General features: G+C 47.2%; 18 protein-coding genes. 13 read left to right on the top strand and 5 right to left on the bottom strand.

The annotated features are described in order from the left end of the window. Window positions 1-130: 130 nt before the first annotated feature. Together RQP52_RS01710 and RQP52_RS01715 are read left to right on the top strand one after the other, a co-directional pair. Window positions 131-826 (top strand): ABC transporter ATP-binding protein, encoded by a 696-nt coding sequence (locus RQP52_RS01710; RefSeq protein ID WP_315949091.1) that lies wholly within the window; start codon window positions 131-133, stop codon window positions 824-826. Window positions 827-828: 2 nt separating this feature from the next. Next, entirely contained in the window at window positions 829-1,572 is a 744-nt protein-coding gene (locus RQP52_RS01715) for an ABC transporter permease (RefSeq protein ID WP_315949092.1), read from the top strand. A 69-nt stretch (window positions 1,573-1,641) separates the two neighbouring features. Here the strand turns inward: RQP52_RS01715 and RQP52_RS01720 are convergent, their stop codons facing one another. Beyond that, a complete protein-coding gene (locus RQP52_RS01720) occupies window positions 1,642-2,406 on the bottom strand; it encodes a sulfite exporter TauE/SafE family protein (RefSeq protein ID WP_315949093.1) in 765 nt (254 codons plus the stop codon). A gap of 204 nt (window positions 2,407-2,610) precedes the next feature. Here RQP52_RS01720 and RQP52_RS01725 point away from each other — a divergent pair, with 204 nt between their 5' ends. Continuing rightward, window positions 2,611-3,945 carry an MFS transporter gene (locus tag RQP52_RS01725; protein WP_315949094.1) on the top strand — a complete coding sequence of 445 codons (1,335 nt, stop codon included), beginning with the start codon at window positions 2,611-2,613 and terminating at the stop codon, window positions 3,943-3,945. A 70-nt stretch (window positions 3,946-4,015) separates the two neighbouring features. Here the strand turns inward: RQP52_RS01725 and RQP52_RS01730 are convergent, their stop codons facing one another. After that, window positions 4,016-5,134, bottom strand: a complete 1,119-nt coding sequence (locus RQP52_RS01730; protein ID WP_315949095.1) for an MHYT domain-containing protein — start codon at window positions 5,132-5,134, stop codon at window positions 4,016-4,018. 151 nt (window positions 5,135-5,285) lie between these two features. Between RQP52_RS01730 and RQP52_RS01735 the strand changes: the two genes are divergently transcribed. The 8 genes from RQP52_RS01735 (at window position 5,286) to RQP52_RS01770 (ending at window position 13,496) form a co-directional block, all read left to right on the top strand. After that, the gene (locus RQP52_RS01735) at window positions 5,286-5,936 is read left to right on the top strand and encodes an HAD family hydrolase (RefSeq protein ID WP_315949096.1); all 651 of its coding nucleotides are present in this window, start codon (window positions 5,286-5,288) and stop codon (window positions 5,934-5,936) included. Between the two features lie 40 nt (window positions 5,937-5,976). Next, window positions 5,977-6,402, top strand: coding sequence for a GNAT family N-acetyltransferase (locus RQP52_RS01740; protein ID WP_315949097.1), 426 nt, complete (start codon window positions 5,977-5,979; stop codon window positions 6,400-6,402). Between the two features lie 551 nt (window positions 6,403-6,953). Further along, window positions 6,954-7,787: an electron transfer flavoprotein subunit beta/FixA family protein gene (locus tag RQP52_RS01745; protein ID WP_315949098.1), complete on the top strand. Its 834-nt coding sequence runs from the start codon at window positions 6,954-6,956 to the stop codon at window positions 7,785-7,787. 68 nt (window positions 7,788-7,855) lie between these two features. Next, window positions 7,856-8,968 (top strand): electron transfer flavoprotein subunit alpha/FixB family protein, encoded by a 1,113-nt coding sequence (locus RQP52_RS01750; RefSeq protein WP_315949100.1) that lies wholly within the window; start codon window positions 7,856-7,858, stop codon window positions 8,966-8,968. Next, window positions 8,965-10,275: an FAD-dependent oxidoreductase gene (locus RQP52_RS01755; protein ID WP_181646549.1), complete on the top strand. Its 1,311-nt coding sequence runs from the start codon at window positions 8,965-8,967 to the stop codon at window positions 10,273-10,275. Before RQP52_RS01750 ends, RQP52_RS01755 begins: the two co-directional genes overlap by 4 nt. Next, window positions 10,272-10,559 (top strand): ferredoxin family protein, encoded by a 288-nt coding sequence (locus RQP52_RS01760; RefSeq protein WP_315949102.1) that lies wholly within the window; start codon window positions 10,272-10,274, stop codon window positions 10,557-10,559. Before RQP52_RS01755 ends, RQP52_RS01760 begins: the two co-directional genes overlap by 4 nt. A gap of 161 nt (window positions 10,560-10,720) precedes the next feature. Then, window positions 10,721-12,916, top strand: a complete 2,196-nt coding sequence (locus RQP52_RS01765; protein WP_315949103.1) for an alpha-galactosidase — start codon at window positions 10,721-10,723, stop codon at window positions 12,914-12,916. A gap of 67 nt (window positions 12,917-12,983) precedes the next feature. Next, window positions 12,984-13,496 carry a DinB family protein gene (locus tag RQP52_RS01770; RefSeq protein ID WP_315949104.1) on the top strand — a complete coding sequence of 171 codons (513 nt, stop codon included), beginning with the start codon at window positions 12,984-12,986 and terminating at the stop codon, window positions 13,494-13,496. Between the two features lie 44 nt (window positions 13,497-13,540). Here the strand turns inward: RQP52_RS01770 and RQP52_RS01775 are convergent, their stop codons facing one another. Then, a complete protein-coding gene (locus tag RQP52_RS01775) occupies window positions 13,541-13,768 on the bottom strand; it encodes a 3-dehydroquinate dehydratase (RefSeq protein ID WP_127449564.1) in 228 nt (75 codons plus the stop codon). 251 nt (window positions 13,769-14,019) lie between these two features. After that, window positions 14,020-14,820, bottom strand: coding sequence for an AraC family transcriptional regulator (locus RQP52_RS01780; RefSeq protein ID WP_315949105.1), 801 nt, complete (start codon window positions 14,818-14,820; stop codon window positions 14,020-14,022). A gap of 134 nt (window positions 14,821-14,954) precedes the next feature. Here RQP52_RS01780 and RQP52_RS01785 point away from each other — a divergent pair, with 134 nt between their 5' ends. Next, the gene (locus RQP52_RS01785) at window positions 14,955-15,728 is read left to right on the top strand and encodes a sugar phosphate isomerase/epimerase family protein (protein WP_315949106.1); all 774 of its coding nucleotides are present in this window, start codon (window positions 14,955-14,957) and stop codon (window positions 15,726-15,728) included. Window positions 15,729-15,766: 38 nt separating this feature from the next. Next, window positions 15,767-16,786, top strand: coding sequence for a Gfo/Idh/MocA family protein (locus tag RQP52_RS01790; RefSeq protein ID WP_315949107.1), 1,020 nt, complete (start codon window positions 15,767-15,769; stop codon window positions 16,784-16,786). Window positions 16,787-16,855: 69 nt separating this feature from the next. Here the strand turns inward: RQP52_RS01790 and RQP52_RS01795 are convergent, their stop codons facing one another. Beyond that, complete coding sequence (locus tag RQP52_RS01795; protein WP_315949108.1) at window positions 16,856-18,970, bottom strand: LTA synthase family protein; 2,115 nt, start codon at window positions 18,968-18,970, stop codon at window positions 16,856-16,858. Window positions 18,971-19,120: the final 150 nt, after the last annotated feature.

Raw genomic sequence — 19,120 nt, forward strand, 5'->3', positions numbered from 1 at the left:
TCTTGTGTAGGCCAGCGCCTGTTTGTGAAAAAAATGGGTTCATGCCACCGTGAAATGGTAGCTGTGATATAATTTAGTTATCTTAAGTGCTAAATCATCTAGGGAGTGAGCCATTCTGCAGCCTTTTTTCGTGATTGAAAATGTACATAAGAACCATCCAAACGGAGGGGGAACTCCACTTTTTAAACAAATCAGTGTGGTTGTAAGGCCAAAAGATGTTATAGCGATCCAGGGGCCATCCGGGCAAGGGAAGAGTACGTTATTACGGGTTTTAGCCGCATTAGACACCATTCAGAGTGGTCGTATATCCTTGCTTGGACGTCCTGTTGACAGCTGGGGACCATGCGAATGGCGGAAACGGGTATGCTATGTGCCTCAACAACCGGCCATGCTGCCGAAGACCGTGGAAGACAATTTAGCTTTGGTGAGCAAGCTCCATCAGCGCAAGTTTGATCAGCCTCTGGCAAAGAGATTAATGGATGAGGTTGGGCTGGGGGACCTTAGCTGGTCTCAGAATCCTGCGGAGTTGTCCGGCGGACAAAAACAACGGGTTCAGCTTGTTCGTTCCCTGTTATTGGGATCGGATATTCTTTTACTCGATGAAGCGACCTCAGCGCTGGATGCCCAGAGCAAGCAAGCGGTGGAGTCGATGCTGATGAGATGGAAAGAAGAAAGGGGAACGGCGCTTGTTTGGGTGACCCATGAGCAGGAGCAGGCTGAGCGAGTGGCCAATCGGTTTTGGTATTTGGAGAATGGGGACTTATCAGAAACAGTGAAAAAGGACGAGTTAACTTCTTTTTCCCTTGATCAAGGGGGAGTGGAGTAATTATGTCAGCAGTTGCTTTGGGCTTTACGCTAACTTTTATCATGATTACGATGGTTTTATCCAGATGGCAAAAACTGGGGCTTGAAAAAGACATTGCATGGGGAACCATTCGTGGTGCTTTACAGCTTCTATTCATAGGCTACGTGCTTCATTTTGTTTTCCAAACCGAACATTTGGGACTTATTATAGGAATTATTGCGGTAATGATCATGATAGCTACACAAAATGCGGGGAAACGAGCAAAAGGGTTAAAAGGAATCCATTGGCGAATAGCAGCAGCAATTGCCATAACGGAAATTCTAACGATGGGATTGATGCTCGGCCTCCAAATTATCAAACCAACGACGCAATTCATCATTCCTATAAGCGGGATGACAATTGGAAGTTCCATGATTGTTTGCGGTCTGTTTTTGAACCAGATGAATCGTGAAGTAGGGTCCTCCCGCGACATGATTGATGCCCTTCTTGCATTGGGAGCAACACCGAAACAGGCCATCCAACAAGCACTTCAGCGTTCTGTTAAGGCTAGTATGATTCCTACGATTGACGGGATGAAGACGGTTGGATTAGTTCAGTTACCCGGAATGATGACAGGCATGATTATTGCAGGTTCGAGTCCAATTGAAGCGGTGAGGTATCAAATTTTGATTTTGTTTGCGTTCACGGCTTCGGCAGCAATGACAGGAATTATTTTAAGTATTTTGAGCTACAAATTATGGTTTACCAAAGAGATGACGTTAAAGTAAGGAAAGGTTATTTCCCGGGGAATCCCAATGAAAAAAGCGTCCGAATCCATTCGGGCGCTTCCTGTATTCTCATATTAATTTAAGGCCACTAATTAATACCAGGCTGGCAATAATCGTCCGCAGGACGTTGGTCGGAGCCTTGGTGGCTAGCATGCTGCCGATTAGTACGCCAGGAATTGAGCCAAGTAGAAGGTTGATAACGAGTGTGTAATTGACATTCCCCATGCTGGCGTGCAAAATACCTGCTGTCGTTGCCAGAAAAAATGCATGTGCGATATCTGTTCCGACAAGTTGTGCTGGAGCCATGCGGAAGAAGTAAAGCATGGCAATGGCATATAAGGAGCCGGAACCGATGGAGGTTATGCCTACGATGAATCCAAGAACCGCGCCGATGGTGATGGTCAGACCGCGTTTCTCTTCCAAGCTTTTGAGCTGCCAACGGTTTTCTTTGATCTTATGGCCGAAGAAAACTTTGAACAAGGTGGCAAAGGCAACCAGAATCAAGACGTAGCCGAGCGCGTGTTTAATAATGACTTCTTGATTATTATAAAACGAGTTGAACAATTTCAGGAAGATTACCGCGACGATGACGCCGGGAATGCTGCCCATAGCTAACATTTTGACGAGCTTAAAATCAATCGTTTTCTGCCGCCAATGCTGAATGGTGCCGAAAAGCTTCGTGATGGAATTATAAAGCAGGTCTGTTCCGACGGCAATAGAAGGATGAATACCGATTAGGATCAAGATGGGGGTGAGCAGCGAAGCTCCGCCAACACCGGTTAATCCAACCAAAAAACCAACAATTACACCCATAAACAAAATACTCAAAGTCATGTAGTCATGTCCCCTGTCAATTACCCACTATTTCAATTGGATTAATTTTATTATATGCATTAGCCATATGTAAAGAATTTTTTTGCAGGCAGTAGTTTCGAGCCATAGCAACCAAATCTCTAATCACGCTATTCATTAGATAGCGAATCAGTTACAATATATGGATGTGACTAAGAAGACAGCATAAGGAGGTACATAAGAAAAATGATGAGTAGTAACCGAAGCAATCGAACGACGGTTATGGTCAGCATCGTACTTGCGATGCTAGTGGCGTCTATGGATGCGACCATAGCCAATACGACGATGCCGATCATTGTGAAGGAAATTGGCGGTAGTGACCTGTTCGCCTGGGCATTTACCTCGTATATGGTACTCTCTACCGTACTTGCTCCGCTAGCAGGCCGGTTATCCGATTTATTTGGTCGGAAAAAGATCTATGCCGCAGGCATCCTTTTATTTCTTGGAGGGTCTGTTCTTTGCGGTTTATCCCAGAGCATGCTCCAGTTGATCCTGTTTAGAGCCATCCAAGGGATTGGCGCAGGCGTGATGATGCCGTTTCCAGCGATCATTGCAGGAGATATATATCCCGTGGAGCAGCGTGGGAAAGTGCAGGCCTTTTTCACAGCGATGTGGGGGCTGGCGGCTGTATTAGCACCGTTATTAGGGACATTTTTTGTGACTTATTTGAGCTGGCGATGGATATTCTTCGTTAATATTCCGATTTGTTTGGTCTCGCTACTAGCTTTGAAGCCGTATAAAGAAGTCTATCAAGCGAAGAAATCTGTGGTGGATTACGGCGGGGCCGTGCTGTTCGCCTTGGGGATCTCGCTGCTGCTCCTCACGACAACGGTTGAGCAATACAAAGCTATTTACGGGGTATTAGGCGTAGTATGTATGGTGGCCTTTTTCTTCTATGAGAAAAGGCATAGCGCGCCGATTGTTCCTTTGAACCTGCTTCGAAATCGGCCTGTGGCCATTATGATTGCGGTCTCGTTCATCTCCTGCGCAGCGCTATTCGGGACTTCAAGTTTTATACCGCTATATTTGCAAAATCAAGGTTATTCGCTATTTGTGAGTGGGATTGCTCTGCTTGGTACGTCCATTGGTTGGATGGTGGTTGCTGTTCCAAGCGGGAAATGGGTGCTTAAATATGGTTACAAACCGCTGCTGATCATTGGGAACGGTTTGCTCTTGGTAACGGCAATCATGCTTTATTTTATGGGGGAAAAAACAGCTTATTGGTACTCATTTGCGACGATGACGATGCTCGGACTTGCCTATGGGCTTATCTTTACGGTTTCAACGATTGGTTCGCAGCAGCTTGTTGAGGCGCACCAGAAAGGGATATCTACTTCACTGCAGCTGTTCGCCCGTAATATTGGCACGGCAGTGAGCGTGACCATCATGGGGGCGATATTGACGAAAGCGACTGCTTTTTACATCGGCTTCCATGGTATGTTCGTCTTTGGCTTCATTGTCTGCTTAATCTCCATGTTCATCCCATTTATGATTCAATCCACGTCCAAACAGGCGGCTTAAGCCGGGAATAACGAGAATGACCGAAGAGCCTGAGGTAGTCCCTCAGGTTCTTCGTGTTGGTAAGGATGAGTCAGGAAGCAGAAGCTGAAGCTGAACGCTTCTGATTCGTTATGTCCCGAATTGTTGCTGCAAACATCATCTTGCCTTTGAATTGGAAGCCGGTGATGGTGATCTCAGCTGGAAATTCGGAACGGTCTGCACGGTAGGCCGCCATTTCCATTCGCTTGCCGAGCAAAGCGGCATCTTGCCGTGATAACTGCTGAAACAAAGAAGCGGCGGCTTCGCCATTTCGATCAAAAGGAAATAGAAAATCAAAGACGGTTAACGTCAAAGCTTGTTTGCGGGTATAACCGAATGCAGCGGATGTTGCCGGATTACAATCGATGATCCACCCTCGGCTGTTAAACACCATGATGCAGTCGATGCTTATATCCAGTAAAGAAGCTTTCAGAGCAAATTGTTCGGCAACCTTCTGATCGATTTTCATGGAATAAAACAAGTTGATGGAGAGAAAAATGATCGTTCCAAAAGCAATTAACAAGGCGAGAACATAACTGTCCATGCTCGTACGATAATGTTCAGTAAGCAGGCTGCTATCTGAATATGTTATTTTCGCCGCAGACATCCCGAGGTAATGCATACCAGTCAGGATTAAGCTGAGGACAAATCCACTGGTGACGATTGCTTTTTGCTTAGCGTAGTTGGATAGATATAAAGCTGATATGGATGCTATGATAGCTATTAGTATAGTAAGGATAAATGGAAGAGGCGCATAGCGAATTTCCACTTGATTGAGGGCGCTCATATTCATGAAATGCATGCCGGCTATCGACAATCCCATAAATGTGCCGCCGAGTAGAAATTTCGGAAATTCGAGTGCGGCGAAGTACATAACCGTAAAGCCGGTGATGGAGCCAATTACAGCGATCGCCAGAGATGTAAATAAGGTTGACATATCGAAACTCTTAACTGCCAGATAGGGACAGGCCAATATCGCGATAAAATGCATGGACCAGATGCCTAGCGCTAAGGTTGAAGCACTGCTTAGAATCCATAATTTTTGCTGCCAGGGACTGGAGTCGGCAATTCTTTGGGTCAATTTCAGACTAGTACAAGAAGCTAACAGAACAACGACGAATGCTAGAAAAATGAGGTACAAACTATAGGGATGAGCTTCTGCAAGATGCATATCCGATTCCTCTCATAGATTGATGGTGTGCCAGTCTGTGGTGGTTTTATTATAGTTGTCAGTCAGTGACGTGTATATAGCGGTTAATGTTAATTAAAATCGAATAGTGTCGAAATACACTAAATCTTGATATAGGGAGAAGGAAGCGCTGGTGAACAAAGAGAACGCGATTCGTGGCATTATTTTTGATATGGATAATACCCTTCTTCAATCACATATTGATTTTCCAGCGATGAAACAGGCAGTTGCCCGTTTTTTAATTCAAGAGGGGCTATTATCGCGGGAGTTTGCGATTGACTCGCATACTACTTCAACCATTCTTGCCCATGTCAAAGAAGCGGGTGCATCGGATGAAGTATTGGCAGCCGCCTTGCAGATTGCTGAGGGATTTGAGCTTCAAGGCATGGAGGGGGCGGGTCTTGAGCCGGATGCGCAGGAGCTTTTGGATAAGCTTCAGGGAACTTATACGCTTGCGCTTGTGACCAATAACTCTTACGCAGCCGCTATCAAAGCGTTGGAAATCACGGGAATCAAAGAGCGATTTGATTTGATTGTCGGAAGGGAACAGATGGATGCGATGAAACCGTCTCCCTCAGGAAACTTGTTTGTGTTGAGACATTTTCCGGCAATTGCAGCGAATAATTGGATTTCTGTCGGTGATTCTTGGATTGACGGCCAAGCCGCTAGGGAAGCAAGAATTCCTTTTATAAGTTATGGCAGTGGCGTGCCGTTGATAGTGGAAAAAGGCGTTAAACCAGCAGCTCAGATTGACAAGCTGTTAAGTCTGTTAGATTATGTATAGATTACAGATGAACAAGAGAAAGAAGTGATCGTAAGTGTTAATGGATGTAAAGTCCCGCCTTCAAGAGAATCTTATACAGGAACTGCTCAGCTACAGCGTCTTTCCTGATCCAGATGTATTGGAGGAGACGATTAAAAGATATGAAACGGATTCGAATATGTGGCTTTACGGGTATGAATCAGAAGGCATACTTGTCGGCATTATCGGGTTTCGAATCAATGATGAGCAGGAAATGACGATTCAGCATCTGGCGGTTGAACCTCATAGCAGAGGAGCCGGATTCGGGCGGGGCATCATTCTCGAAATCATTGAAGAGATGCACCCTGTTAGAATCGTGGCGGAGACGGATGAGGAAACCGTTCAATTTTACCGGAGCATCGGCTTCGTGATTCGCAGTCTTGGCGAGAAATACCCTGGTGTTGAGCGGTTTTTATGCACGTATGAGATTGAACCGGAAGATGAATAGCGATAGCTGAAAAGGTTGGTCAGGATGAATCCTGGCCGGCCTTTTTTTGTGCGGTAACTTCATTTTAACGCCGATTTCTCCTGCTATTCTCCACAGTTGATCCTCCGTTTTCCAATTAGCTGGAATTTATGTCTTAACTCCGAGAAAGCTGGCAGATTTCGTGTATTTATCGCGATTTAGCTGGAGTTTCTGCAGCTACTTCGTTACACTGCGACGATGATGCCGTGAATAACGGTAGATTTTCCATTTATGTAAGCTAAGTCCTAAGGCAGCTCATGGATCAACCATTCACCGAACAAATACTCTCACTTCGCGGCACCAAGTTCTCACAGGGATTCAGTAACACAGGGATAAGAGCCCAAGCCAAAAGTAAATGTCATGTTAGATAGCATTTTGCATATATTGTTGTAGGCTGTTGTGTTATTTGGCTAGTGATGAAAGCGATTTCCACATGTCATTTAAGTGACGATTTTCACAATGATGACAAGCATTGCGGGTGTTTTGTCAAACAGTGTCATACAAGATTCCGAAAGAAACAGGAGGGTGCAGAAATGCTGCATATCGTAGTGTGTATCAAGCAGGTACCTGACTCTAGAGAAATTCGCATTGACCCGAAAAATAACACGTTAATTCGTCAAGGCGTTCCCAGCATTGTGAATTTTTACGATATGCATGGGCTGGAAGAGGCGCTTCGCATCAAAGATGAAACCGGGGCTAGAGTGACCGTTGTGACCATGGGACCGCCTCCCGCTGAGAAAGGCCTGAAGGAGTGCATTTCGCTTGGCGCCGATGATGCCGTCCTCGTAACGGACCGCGGTTTTGCTGGAGCGGACACGCTGGCTACTTCCTATGTCGTGGCACGGACGATTCGTAAAATCGCCGAGACGTGGGGGCCGGTGGATATTGTTTTTTGCGGGAAACAAACACTGGATGGCGACACGGGTCAGGTCGGGCCAGGGGTCGCTTGCCGATTGGATTTGGAGCAGCTCACGTATGTGAACAAAGTGGTGGATGTCGATGAACAAAATCGCAAAGTTCGCGTGCACCGACTTTTGGAAGATGGTATTGAAGTGGTTGAGACAAGCATGCCTTTATTGATTACAGCGCTGAAGGAGCTGAACAAGGTTCGAAGGGCATCGCTGCCAGGCATGATTCGAGCCGCGCGTTACAAGCCGACTGTGTGGACGACGGCGGATTTTCCAGATTTGGAACGGGCGAAAATCGGTCTCAAAGGCTCCCCTACGATCGTTGCAAAGACATGGGTGCCTGAAGTGAAGGCTGTTAAAACCAATATGATCGCCTATGAATCGCCGGAAGCGGCGGCTGCGCAGCTCGCTGATCAACTGATGAGCAAGGAAATGCAGACGCTGCTTGACTGGGCTTAGGGAAAACCGGAAGAGATGCAAGAGCAAAGTGAACTGTAAGGAACATGTAACGAATGGAGGAAGTCACTATGGCCAATGAACAAACGACGGAGCAGGCCGAAGCGGGAATGCCCGATTGGTCCGCTTATCGGGGAGTATTAATCGTTGTGGAGCAGCGGGACGGAGTAGCGAAAAAAGTGTCATGGCAGCTGCTGGGCGAAGGCAAGAAGCTGGCAGCGAAGCTGGACGCGCCGCTCATGGCGCTCGTCATCGGCGAAGATGTAGCGCACCTCGCCGATGAAGCCGTGCACTACGGCGCGGACCGGGTGTACCTCTGCGAAGCGCCAGAGCTTCGCACGTACCGAACCCGGCCCTACAGCCGGGTCTGTTTGAAGCTGATCGAGGAGGCGAAGCCCGAGATCGTGCTGTTCGGCGCGACAGCAACGGGCCGAGATCTGGCAGGCGCCATCGCGACGCACCTGCCGACGGGTCTGACGGCCGACACGACGCAGCTCGACGTGGAGCCGCCTCCGTCGCGGCTGCTGCTGGCCAGCCGGCCGGCTTTTTCCGAGAAGATGATGGCCACCATCCTCTGTAAGCAGTACCGGCCGCAGATGGCGACGGCGCGGGCCGGGGTGTTTCAGGCGCTGCCGAAGGACACGGCGCGCCAAGGCGAAATCATCGCCATCGAGGCGGCGATGCGGGAGGAAGAGATTGCCGCACAGGTGCTGGACTTCCTGCACGAAACGGGCAAGCTGAATCTCGAGGACGCCGAGATTATTGTGGCAGGGGGCCGCGGACTAGGCGGACCTGAGCCCTTCGGGCTGCTCGCCGAGCTGGCGGAGGCGCTCGGCGGTGTCGTTGGCGCATCCCGCGCGGCGGTGGATGCGGGCTGGATCGGGCATGAGCACCAGGTTGGGCAGACCGGTGCGACCGTGCGGCCGAAGCTGTACTTCGCCATCGGCATCTCTGGCGCTGTGCAGCATACTGTCGGCATGAGCAACGCGGACGTTGTCGTCGCCATAAACAAAGACGAGAAGGCGCCTATTTTCCAATTTGCCCACTACGGGATGGTAGGCGATCTGTTTAAACTGGTTCCGGCGATAACACAAGAGGTGAAAAAACGCCGTACGCTGTTTGGCAAACCCGCTGCCGATACAACCGCTTCCGTACCAACGCTGGAAAGGAGTGAAGCCAAATGAATGAAAAGTTTGATGCGATCGTCGTTGGCGGGGGTCCAGCCGGTGCTGCAGCAGCGCTAACCATGGCGCGAGCCGGGTTATCTGTTGTACTTCTGGAACGGGGGGAGTTTCCCGGTGCCAAAAACATTTTCGGCGGCGTCCTCTACCGGAAGCAAATTGAGGAGCTCGTTCCCGAGTTTTGGAAAGAGAAGAACTTTCCGATGGAACGGTACATTGTGGAGCAGCGCATTTGGATGATGGGCAAAGAATCGATGGTCACGTTCGGTCACCGAAATGAGGCGTACAAAGAGCCTTACAACTGTTTCACCGGTCTGCGAGTCAAATTTGATCAATGGTTTGCCGATAAAGCGGTTGCCGCCGGAGCCATCCCTGTGTATGAAACCGTTGCGCTGGATGTCATTCGTGAAGGCGATAAGGTTGTTGGGGTTAAAACGGATCGGGATGACGGCGATTTGTATGCCGACGTTGTCGTGATTGCCGATGGCGTCAATTCTTTGCTCGGAAAAGCTATGGGCATTCATAAGGAATGGACGCCGGACCAAGTGTCGCTTGCCGTGAAAGAAGTGATTGCGCTGCCCAAAGAGAAAATCGAGGACCGCTTCGGGCTGGAAGGCGACGAGGGTGTGACGATTGAATTTATGGGCGAAACTTCACTTGGCATGGCGGGGATGGGTTTCCTTTATACGAACAAAGACACGATTTCCTTAGGTGTGGGCGTGATGGTCAACCATTTGCGCGATAAAAAAGTGAAGCCCTATGCCGTTCTAGACGCGGTTAAACAGCATCCTATGATTCGCAAGCTGATACAAGGGGGAGAAACGAAAGAGTACTCCGGGCATTTGATTCCGGAAGGCGGCTTTCACTCCATTCCTCCGCTCTCGGGCAACGGCTGGTGCGTCTGCGGGGATGCTGCGCAGCTCATCAATTTCGTCCATCGGGAAGGTACGAATTTGGCGATGACTTCCGGCCGGTTGGCAGGCGAGGCCATTGTGGAGGCCAAAGGGCGCGGAGATTACACCGCCGCTTCGCTGCAGGCCTACGATCAAAAAATACGCGAATCCTTTGTGCACAAAGATTTGCAAAAGTATAAGGGCATGCATCAGTTCCTGAAGGAGCAGGACCCTGAACTTCTGTTTGATAAGCTGCCAAGAGCACTGAATGAAGCTGCTTACAACATGTTCCTGGTAGATGGCATTGCCAAAGCGGATAAGCAGAAAATGGCCATGAAGCTGATTAAAAACGCGGCAGGCGGCACTGTGAACTTGATGAAGCTGGGCTACAAGGGATGGAGGGCGATGAACGGATGAGTCAAAGCGACATTTCCGATAAGCTGTTTACGATCCGTTATAAATGCGACGACAAGTCACACCTCGTCATTAAAGACAAACAAACTTGCTTGAGTTGTGTGACCAAGGATTGCAACTACTTTTGTCCGTCTGATGTGTATGAATGGGAAAAGAAACTCAAGATTACGACTGTCGCCTTTGAGAACTGCATTGAATGCGGAACCTGCCGAATTGCCTGTCCGTCGCACAACATTGATTGGGTTTACCCCAAAGGTGGGTACGGCATGACGTATAAATACGGCTAAATGGAAGGATTTATGGAAGGGAGCAGGGCTTTTGAGCCCTTGCTCCTTTTTTCTGCGATTAGGGAATACTATAGCAAAACTACATTTCTCCATATGTAAGTGTACAATCTCCATAGTGCGGATTGGCAAAGAATAAGATAATAAGGAGCAGGAGGGATATTATGCAGATAACTTTTGAACAGACACAAGGTATTTTCCATTTAAAAAACAGCCAGATGAGTTATGTGATTCAGCTTGTCCAGAATGCCTACCCGGCACATGTCTACTGGGGTCGCCCCATCCGGTCCGGGCAATTGGCCGCCATTTTACAATTTCATGAAAGATGTTCGTTCTCTCCGAACCCGGTTCCGGAAGATCGCAGCATCTCTTTCGATACGTTACCGCAGGAATATCCGGCCTATGGAACAAGTGACTTTCGGGAGCCTGCTTATCAAGTTGCGCTTTCGAACGGGTCCACGATTACTGAACTTATCTATGATAAACATCGAATCTACGCAGGCAAGCCTACTTTAGAAGGTTTGCCGGCTACGTATACAGAGCATGAGGACGAAGCACAAACGCTTGAGTTGGAATTAGTGGATGCGTTGATTGGTCTACGCGTCATTCTTTCTTACACCATCTTTGACCAGCATGCGGCATTGACCAGATCCGTGCGTTTCGTGAACGAAGGCACTGCTGATTTGAAGCTGCTTCGTGCACTTAGTATGAGCGTTGATTATTCGCATAGCGAATTTGATCTGCTGCAGCTTTCAGGCAGTTGGGTGAGAGAGCGGCATATAGAACGCAGGGCGCTTGCTCCCGGCAAATTGACCGTAGAAAGCCGCCGCGGATCCAGCAGCCATCAGCATAACCCATTCATTGCATTGCTCGCCAAAGAAGCTGGCGAAGACCATGGGGATGTATACGGGTTTAGCCTCGTGTACAGCGGAAATTTTGCCGCTCATGCCGAAGTAGAACCGTATGGGAATACACGTATTTCCATGGGGATTAATCCGTTTGACTTCTCTTGGCTGCTTGAGCCTGGACAAGCTTTTCAGACGCCTGAAGCCGTTATGGTTTACTCCAGCTCCGGTTTAGGGGAAATGTCCAGGTCTTATCACAAACTGTACCGTACCCGCCTATGTCGTGGAGAGTTCCGTGACCGTACTAGACCAGTGCTCGTGAATAACTGGGAAGCGACGTACTTCCAATTTAACGCGGATAAAATCGAAAGCATCGCCAAAGCGGGCAAGGATCTTGGGATCGAGTTGTTCGTTCTTGACGATGGCTGGTTTGGCAAAAGAGACAGCGACAATAGCTCTCTAGGCGATTGGTTCGTCGATAAAGCGAAGCTGCCGAATGGGCTGGAAGATTTGGTTGCCAGAGTAAATGGCATGGGGCTTCAATTCGGACTCTGGTTTGAGCCGGAGATGGTGTCTCCGAACAGCGAACTGTACCGGAAACATCCGGATTGGTGCTTGCACGTGCCGAACCGCCGCCGTACAGAGGGCCGGCAGCAATTGATTCTGGACTTTTCGCGCGAGGATGTTTGTGAGGCCATCTTGGGGATGCTTCGCAACATCCTGAGCAGCAGCCCCATTACTTATGTCAAATGGGACATGAACCGCAATATGACGGAAATCGGCTCTGCTGCGCTGCCGCCTGAACGTCAAAGGGAAACGGCTCATCGTTATATCCTAGGGCTATATCGCGTTCTAGAATCATTAACGAAAGAATTTCCGCATATTTTGTTTGAAAGCTGTTCTGGTGGTGGAGGCCGCTTCGACCCTGGCATGCTTTATTATATGCCGCAAACGTGGACGAGCGATAACACCGATGCCGTTTCCCGCTTGAAAATTCAATACGGCACGAGCATCGTCTATCCGATTAGCTCGATGGGTGCGCACGTATCCGCTGTTCCGAATCACCAGGTGCACCGCGAAACCTCGCTGAAGATGCGCGGTGATGTGGCGATGTCCGGCAACTTCGGTTACGAGTTGGATCTCACCCGTTTCACGGATGAGGAGAAAGAGATTGTCAAACAGCAAATCGCGGACTACAAAGAAATTCGCCCGCTCGTCCAATTCGGCGACTTGTATCGTCTGTTAAGTCCCTTCGAGGGCAACGAAACGGCTTGGATGATCGTCTCTGAAGATAAAAAACAAGCGCTGGTCGGCTACTTCCGCGTGTTGGCAGAACCAAACGCACCACTCAAATCGCTGCGGTTAAAAGGGCTTAACCCTGACTTCGACTACCGCATTGCTGGCAAGGAAGAGGAGTATCCTGGCGATCACTTGCTTTACGCCGGTCTTCCCGTCAACGATTTGCGCGGAGATTTCCAAAGTAAAATATGGGTACTGCAGGCATCTTCTCAATGATCCTATTTTCCGCTATGATTAGTCTATTACATAAATAGACTGATCATGGAAGGGAGATTACTGCGATATGTTGAAGCGGCCTGGGAAAGATGAATACGCGCCATATTATGAACAGTACATCAGCAAAGTGACTGACGAGGAATACGAGGTGTTCTTAGACCGTCAACGCGATGAAATCCTTGCATTATTTGGGGATATTGACGAGGAGAAGGCACGATATCGCTATGCCCCGGGGAAATGGAGCTTGAAAGAAGTATTAGGGCATATTACGGACACTGAGCGGGTGATGAGCTACCGGATGCTGCGCATTTCTCGCGGAGATTCGACGCTACTACCCGGGTTTGATCAGGACGTCTTTGTTGCGAATACTTCGTTCGACGAACTGTCTATCGAGGATCTATTGAATGATTTCAAAGCGGTTCGGCAGGCGACCTTAACACTTCGCCGAACGATTGCAGATTCCGCTTGGTCGCGCCAGGCGAACGTCAGCACGTTTGACATCACTGCACGAGGTCTAGCCTACGTGATTGCCGGTCATGCCGAACACCATCTAACCATTGTGAAAGAACGATATTTATAGAAAAAAAGAGTTTGTCAGGGAAACACCCTCGACAAACTCTTTTTTTAATATAGGGATAAAGCCAACGAATCGCGTTCATTAAATGAATGGAGAATCGCTTCACAGCCAACGATTTCGATGCTGATGATCGACTCCAAACATTTCTTAATGGTGGCTCTGCCTTTAGTAACTTTCGCTTCAAGAGCGGATTTCAATAGGTTGAATTTCTTTTTATTTTTCTCATCGGAGTAGACAGGCACGGGTTTGTTATGAATCGTAATAAACATTTTCATAGATTTTCACCATCCTAGGAATTGGATATACATCAAGCATATATGAGGATTATTAATTTAACCTTAAAATAGTTTTACAATTTTGAAACAAACTTGCATTTCATGTATATATGTTAAAACTATTCAAAATAATTCCTCATTTTGGATCTAGTAAACGACTAGCTTTTTCAGTTGTCAAAGAATATACGATTTAGAAGGCAAAAAAGTTCCATACTCTAAGAAAAACTACATGAAAAATTTGTGAATTTTCTTTAATTTTGCGAATCCTTCTGCCGATACAGCTTTGGAGAGATCCCGAATCGATGTTTAAAAGCGCGATGAAAGTACGGATAGCTGCCGAAGCCGCAGCTCAAGGCGATTTGCTCCAAAGACATGGAGCTATCGTGCATGCGTTCCACAGCACTGGATAAGCGGACTTCCAAGGCGTATTGAATCATGGTTTTGCCGAAGCATTCCTTGAACAAATGAACAGCACGGGATACGCTGAGTCCCACATGGTCAGCCACATCGTCCACTTTGAAAGTGGCTGTTGCATGCGCCTCAATAAACCGTTTCATCCGGGTGCCTGTAAAAGGCCGTCCTTGCAAGGAGACGGTTTCCGTTGCCGCACGTTCCACATACAGGCATAGCGCCTGCAGCAAATACCCGCTAAGCTCCCGGTTTTCCTCTTCCATTCTGCGTTTCTCGAGAATAAGCTGGCGCCAAAGCGAAATGAGCCGCGCGTCAAGATCAATGCGCGTGCAGGTTTGTTTGTGGCTGCGTTTCCACCAGGCGTCGATCCAGGCCCCTTTGCAAAATAAATAATAATCTCCGCTGGCGATTTTGCCGCCGGGGTTGTCTTTCGCGGGTTCGATCTTTAACTCATATGGATCGCCCGGCTTATATAGAAGCAAATGGCCTGATTCGATTTGAATCATTTGCCCATCAACGAGAATTTCACAAGTACCCTCTGTCTGTAAACGGAAAAGATAAGTATTGAGTCCGGATTTCGCACTCACATTAAACGGTTCCATATGAAAAGAATAGCCGCAGGTCAACAACTCCGTATCCATTGTAATCACCTTTCGTAGCCAAATAAGAGATGTTTTGATTATATCGTGAATGGTCATAATAAGCTATGTTCCGTTATACTGTCTACAAGGTTAAAGAAATGCATAAATTGGAATTTAAGAAAAGAGGGAAACAAATGGGACGTTTAGGAATTGGTCTTCAATTGTATACACTTCGTGATGATATGGCAAAAGACTTGGAAGGCACACTTCGTCATGTTGCGAAGTTAGGTTATGAAGGCGTAGAGTTTGCCGGTTATTTTGACAAGCCTGCTGCTGAAATGAAAGATTTGCTGGATGAGCTTGGCCTGAAAGCAATTGGCAGCCATGTAAGTTTGGAGAGATTCCGCAATAATCTGCAAGGTGAAATTGACTACCTGCACACGATTGGCGCGAAATATGCGATCTGCCCTTATGTAGGTGCTGAAGAACGTGAAAATGCTGAACAATGGAGAAAGTTAATTGCAGAATGTGAGCAAATTGCGATTGAAGTTGGCAAACAAGGCTTGCAGTTCTTATATCATAATCATGATTTCGAATTCCATCATAAGGTAGACGGCGAGTTCGTCTTTGATGCGATGTACGCGGGGAAAGATGCGATTCAAGTGGAAATGGATGTGTGCTGGGTTAAATATGCCGGACAAGATCCATTAGCTTATATTGCCAAGTATGCTGGACGTCTGCCGCTGCTTCATTTCAAAGATTTCTCCAAGGATGCTGAAGGCAAACTGGTTACATTGGAGCTAGGATTAGGCGAAGTTCCACTGGAGCAAGTGATTAAAGCTGCTGAGCAAGCAGGCGTGGAGTGGCTTGTAGTTGAGCAGGATCACTGCCAGAAGCCACCGCTTGTGAGCATTGAAAACAGTTTGAACTGGGTTAAAGAGCACTATATCAACGTCGTTCCTAACTAATTTTTCTAATTAATCATTCAGAGGAGTGTACAATTATAATGAGTAAAATTAAAGTGGCCGTCGTTGGTTGCGGCTCGATTTCCAAACATAGACATATCCCGGAATACGCAATAAATCCAAATGTGGAGCTTGTTGCTTTTGTTGATCCAATCATCGAAAGAGCTGAGCATTATGCTCAGCTTCATGGCGGAAAAGCTTACAGCAGTTATACTGAAATGCTGAAAGAAGAAAAAGTGGATGCCGTTAGCGTATGTACGCCTAACTACTTGCACGCAGAAGTTTCAATTGCCGCAGCAAATGCTGGCGCTCATGTACTCGTAGAGAAGCCAATGGCTGCTACAGCTGAAGAAGCAGAGGCTATGATTGAAGCTGCTAAGAAAAACGGCGTGTTCTTGATGGTTGGCCACAACCAACGCCTAATGGCGCCGCACGTGAAAGCGAAAGAAATTTTGGAATCAGGCAAGCTGGGCAAAGTGCTGACATTCCGCACCTCTTTCGGACATCCAGGACCGGAAGGCTGGAGCATTGACGGCCGCGAGAGCTGGTTCTTCCGCAAAGAAGAAGCGATCATGGGCGCAATGGGCGACCTTGGCGTGCATAAATCGGATTTGATCCGTTATTTGTTGAATGATGAAGTTGCACAAGTGGCAGCTTTCGTAGGCACTATTCACAAAGAGGGAACGGATGTAGATGATAACTCCACTTGCTTGCTGCGCATGAAGAGCGGCGCTACTGGCTCTCTAGTTGCTAGCTGGACTTACTACAAAGGCCAAGACAACTCCACGGTTCTCTGGTGCGAGAACGGCGTTATCAAAATCGATACAGATCCAAACGATCAAGTTATCGTTGAACTTCGTAACGGCACGGTTGAACGTTACAAAGTAGGTCAAGTAGCGACAAATGAGAAACAAACGGTAAGCGGTGTAATCGATGAGTTCGTATCCTGCATTGTGAGTGGTACAAAACCGCGTATTTCCGGCGAAGAAGGCAAACGTTCCTTGGAAGTTATCCTGGCTGCATTCGAATCCGAAGCAACAGGTAAAATCATTACGCTCTAATTGCATTTTATATAAAAAAAGAGTGTGTCCCACGAGCCATGAAGTTGGCTGTTGGACACACTCTTTTGTTTATCTTCCGCCCATCTCAATCGGGAGCGTGTTCGATTTGCCCACAACGGTTTCCTTCGAGTCTTTCACTTGCACTTGGATGTCCCAAATGCCGGCTTTTAGCATATTGCCTTCCACCCTGGCTGTGACCATATGCTCATCTTGCCATGTCGTCGGAATGGCTTTGCCGTTCAGCGTTACAATGCTGAGAGGGGGCAAGTTACTGCCGCGTATTAGAAGTGTAACACTGGAACGCCCTGAGATATCTTGGTCTTGTGTATCTGCCTCGACTTTATCAAGGAGTATGGGACCAAAACCGAGCATATACTTCGAATTAATAATAGGTACCTTGTAGTCCTTGTAGGCATGTCGGTCGCCGAACATAATGTCATACTGCAAGGTTTCATAGTCTTTTAAATCTTGTTCGTTGATGTGCATCGCCTCAAAATAATCTTTAGGCGGGATAATAGGGATCTTTTTCGAAAGCTGGCTTAAATAATTAGTATAATAGCTGCCTTGCTGTTTAGATAATTCTATGAGATAAGGACCTAGATATGATGGGCTGATATTGAGCTTATCCTTGCGTTCCGTGTCGAAATTGTTCCAGACGACAAGAGGAACGCTGTACATTTTTTTCAAGAAATCCGGATCGTCTTTACCGCTAATATATTTGGTGTCAATATAAGTGGCGTAATCATCGCCTAAGGCCGGCAAGTGGTCGCCCCAGAATGCGATAATGGTAGGTTCGCCTTTTTTCTCATAATACTCGACAAGCTCTTTCAGCATTCTATCAGAGGCATTGATGCCTTGAGCAAGCGTTTCGAGCATACCTTGAGAGGAAGGGGACATGTCACCTGTGACATCGAACGTATTTTTTGGGAACTTACCCGGGAAGAAATGGAAATGATTTTCCATCGTATTTGCGAAAACAAAGTCGGGACCTTCGCTGAGATCCGTCGCATGGATAATATTCGCCGCAACTTCACTATCCGCGATGTAAGGGCCCGAATAGTTAGGCTTAAAATATTCAATTGGAATATACTTCGAGAAACCAAAGTCTTTATAGACTCGATTACTGTTAAAATACCAGTTATAGAAAGGGCTAATCGCTGTAGATGTGTAACCTTGTCTCGCATAAATACTAGCTAGGGAATCTACTTCATTCGTAATAAATTGGTTATACGCAATCGATCCTTGCGGCAAGAAGCGCATGGAGTTCCCCGTTAATACCTCAAACTCCACGTTGGCAGTTCCACCGCCATACTGCGGCGAAAGCATGGTACCGCTCGTACCTGTCTGCTGTAATTGATGAAAAAATGGGATTGGATCCCGGCTGAATGTTACACCCTTGATCACGGTAGGATCCCAGAAAGCTTCACTCAATACGACAATCACATTCGGCTTTACATTCGGATCGCCGGCTTTAACCGGCGGTTTAGGTGAATTGCTGACGATGGCTTCAACCGCTTTATCATCATAGCCTTCTCGTTTCTCGCTGAACATCGACTTCGTATTCAGGAAGGTGGCTAGCGCATAACCGTTTGTTTGCGTATTCTCAACCTGATTCCATACCGAAGCTTTAATGCCGCACCATTTCTGAACCGGTAGCGGTAAATCGGTATAAACCGCTGCCAACATGCCAAGCGCAATAACGGCGACAATTCCCCGTTCTTTTATATGCACTTTTTTCATAAATAACTGTGTGCGGTATAACAAGAAATAGCTGGCTGCAAGGAACAACACGATCATAAACAGCACATTGAAGGTGAATATATTTTTAATATATTGCACCATATCGGATGCTTCGCCTGCTAAAACAATATCCCAAGGTGTCAAAGGGACGCCTAATATTTTGAGTTTTATCCCACTAATGAGTCCCATCACCAGCAGTATTCCCGAAAGAATCCAATAGGCTACTCTAGTACGGCCAATAATGGCGATAAAAAGCAAAAGCAGACTAAATACAATCCATTCATTATAAAGCAACTCGATAATATGCTTATAGCTCCATGTAAACATCTCTATATATTGCCCGCGGCTTAAAATTTCCATGATGACCACAGGAATTAAAGCGATAAGAATAAAGGGCAGCCGCTGCCGCGACAGCTGCAGTAAACGTTCTAGATGTAATTTCATATGTTCTCCTATGGATTGTAGATAAATTGTAAAGGACATCAGACATTATACCATGGGAATCGGCAATATTCGATGGTAGTTTATCTAATTATTTTAAGGCATTTTGACGTGAAAATTTGGCGGCTATAGGCAGGGAAATGATGGTTCCGA

This window comes from Paenibacillus violae (assembly GCF_032461945.1).
Classification (GTDB): Bacteria; Bacillota; Bacilli; order Paenibacillales; family NBRC-103111; genus Paenibacillus_E; species Paenibacillus_E violae.

Excerpts from the sequence above, each read along its gene's own strand:
- RQP52_RS01715 (WP_315949092.1), top strand. The coding sequence starts at position 829 with ATGTCAGCAGTTGCTTTGGGCTTTACGCTAACTTTTATCATGATTACG.
- RQP52_RS01720 (WP_315949093.1), bottom strand. The coding sequence starts at position 2,406 with ATGACTTTGAGTATTTTGTTTATGGGTGTAATTGTTGGTTTTTTGGTT.
- RQP52_RS01725 (WP_315949094.1), top strand. The coding sequence starts at position 2,611 with ATGATGAGTAGTAACCGAAGCAATCGAACGACGGTTATGGTCAGCATC.
- RQP52_RS01730 (WP_315949095.1), bottom strand. The coding sequence starts at position 5,134 with ATGCATCTTGCAGAAGCTCATCCCTATAGTTTGTACCTCATTTTTCTA.
- RQP52_RS01740 (WP_315949097.1), top strand. The coding sequence starts at position 5,977 with ATGGATGTAAAGTCCCGCCTTCAAGAGAATCTTATACAGGAACTGCTC.
- RQP52_RS01745 (WP_315949098.1), top strand. The coding sequence starts at position 6,954 with ATGCTGCATATCGTAGTGTGTATCAAGCAGGTACCTGACTCTAGAGAA.
- RQP52_RS01750 (WP_315949100.1), top strand. The coding sequence starts at position 7,856 with ATGGCCAATGAACAAACGACGGAGCAGGCCGAAGCGGGAATGCCCGAT.
- RQP52_RS01755 (WP_181646549.1), top strand. The coding sequence starts at position 8,965 with ATGAATGAAAAGTTTGATGCGATCGTCGTTGGCGGGGGTCCAGCCGGT.
- RQP52_RS01760 (WP_315949102.1), top strand. The coding sequence starts at position 10,272 with ATGAGTCAAAGCGACATTTCCGATAAGCTGTTTACGATCCGTTATAAA.
- RQP52_RS01765 (WP_315949103.1), top strand. The coding sequence starts at position 10,721 with ATGCAGATAACTTTTGAACAGACACAAGGTATTTTCCATTTAAAAAAC.
- RQP52_RS01770 (WP_315949104.1), top strand. The coding sequence starts at position 12,984 with ATGTTGAAGCGGCCTGGGAAAGATGAATACGCGCCATATTATGAACAG.
- RQP52_RS01775 (WP_127449564.1), bottom strand. The coding sequence starts at position 13,768 with ATGAAAATGTTTATTACGATTCATAACAAACCCGTGCCTGTCTACTCC.
- RQP52_RS01780 (WP_315949105.1), bottom strand. The coding sequence starts at position 14,820 with ATGGATACGGAGTTGTTGACCTGCGGCTATTCTTTTCATATGGAACCG.
- RQP52_RS01785 (WP_315949106.1), top strand. The coding sequence starts at position 14,955 with ATGGGACGTTTAGGAATTGGTCTTCAATTGTATACACTTCGTGATGAT.
- RQP52_RS01790 (WP_315949107.1), top strand. The coding sequence starts at position 15,767 with ATGAGTAAAATTAAAGTGGCCGTCGTTGGTTGCGGCTCGATTTCCAAA.
- RQP52_RS01795 (WP_315949108.1), bottom strand. The coding sequence starts at position 18,970 with ATGAAATTACATCTAGAACGTTTACTGCAGCTGTCGCGGCAGCGGCTG.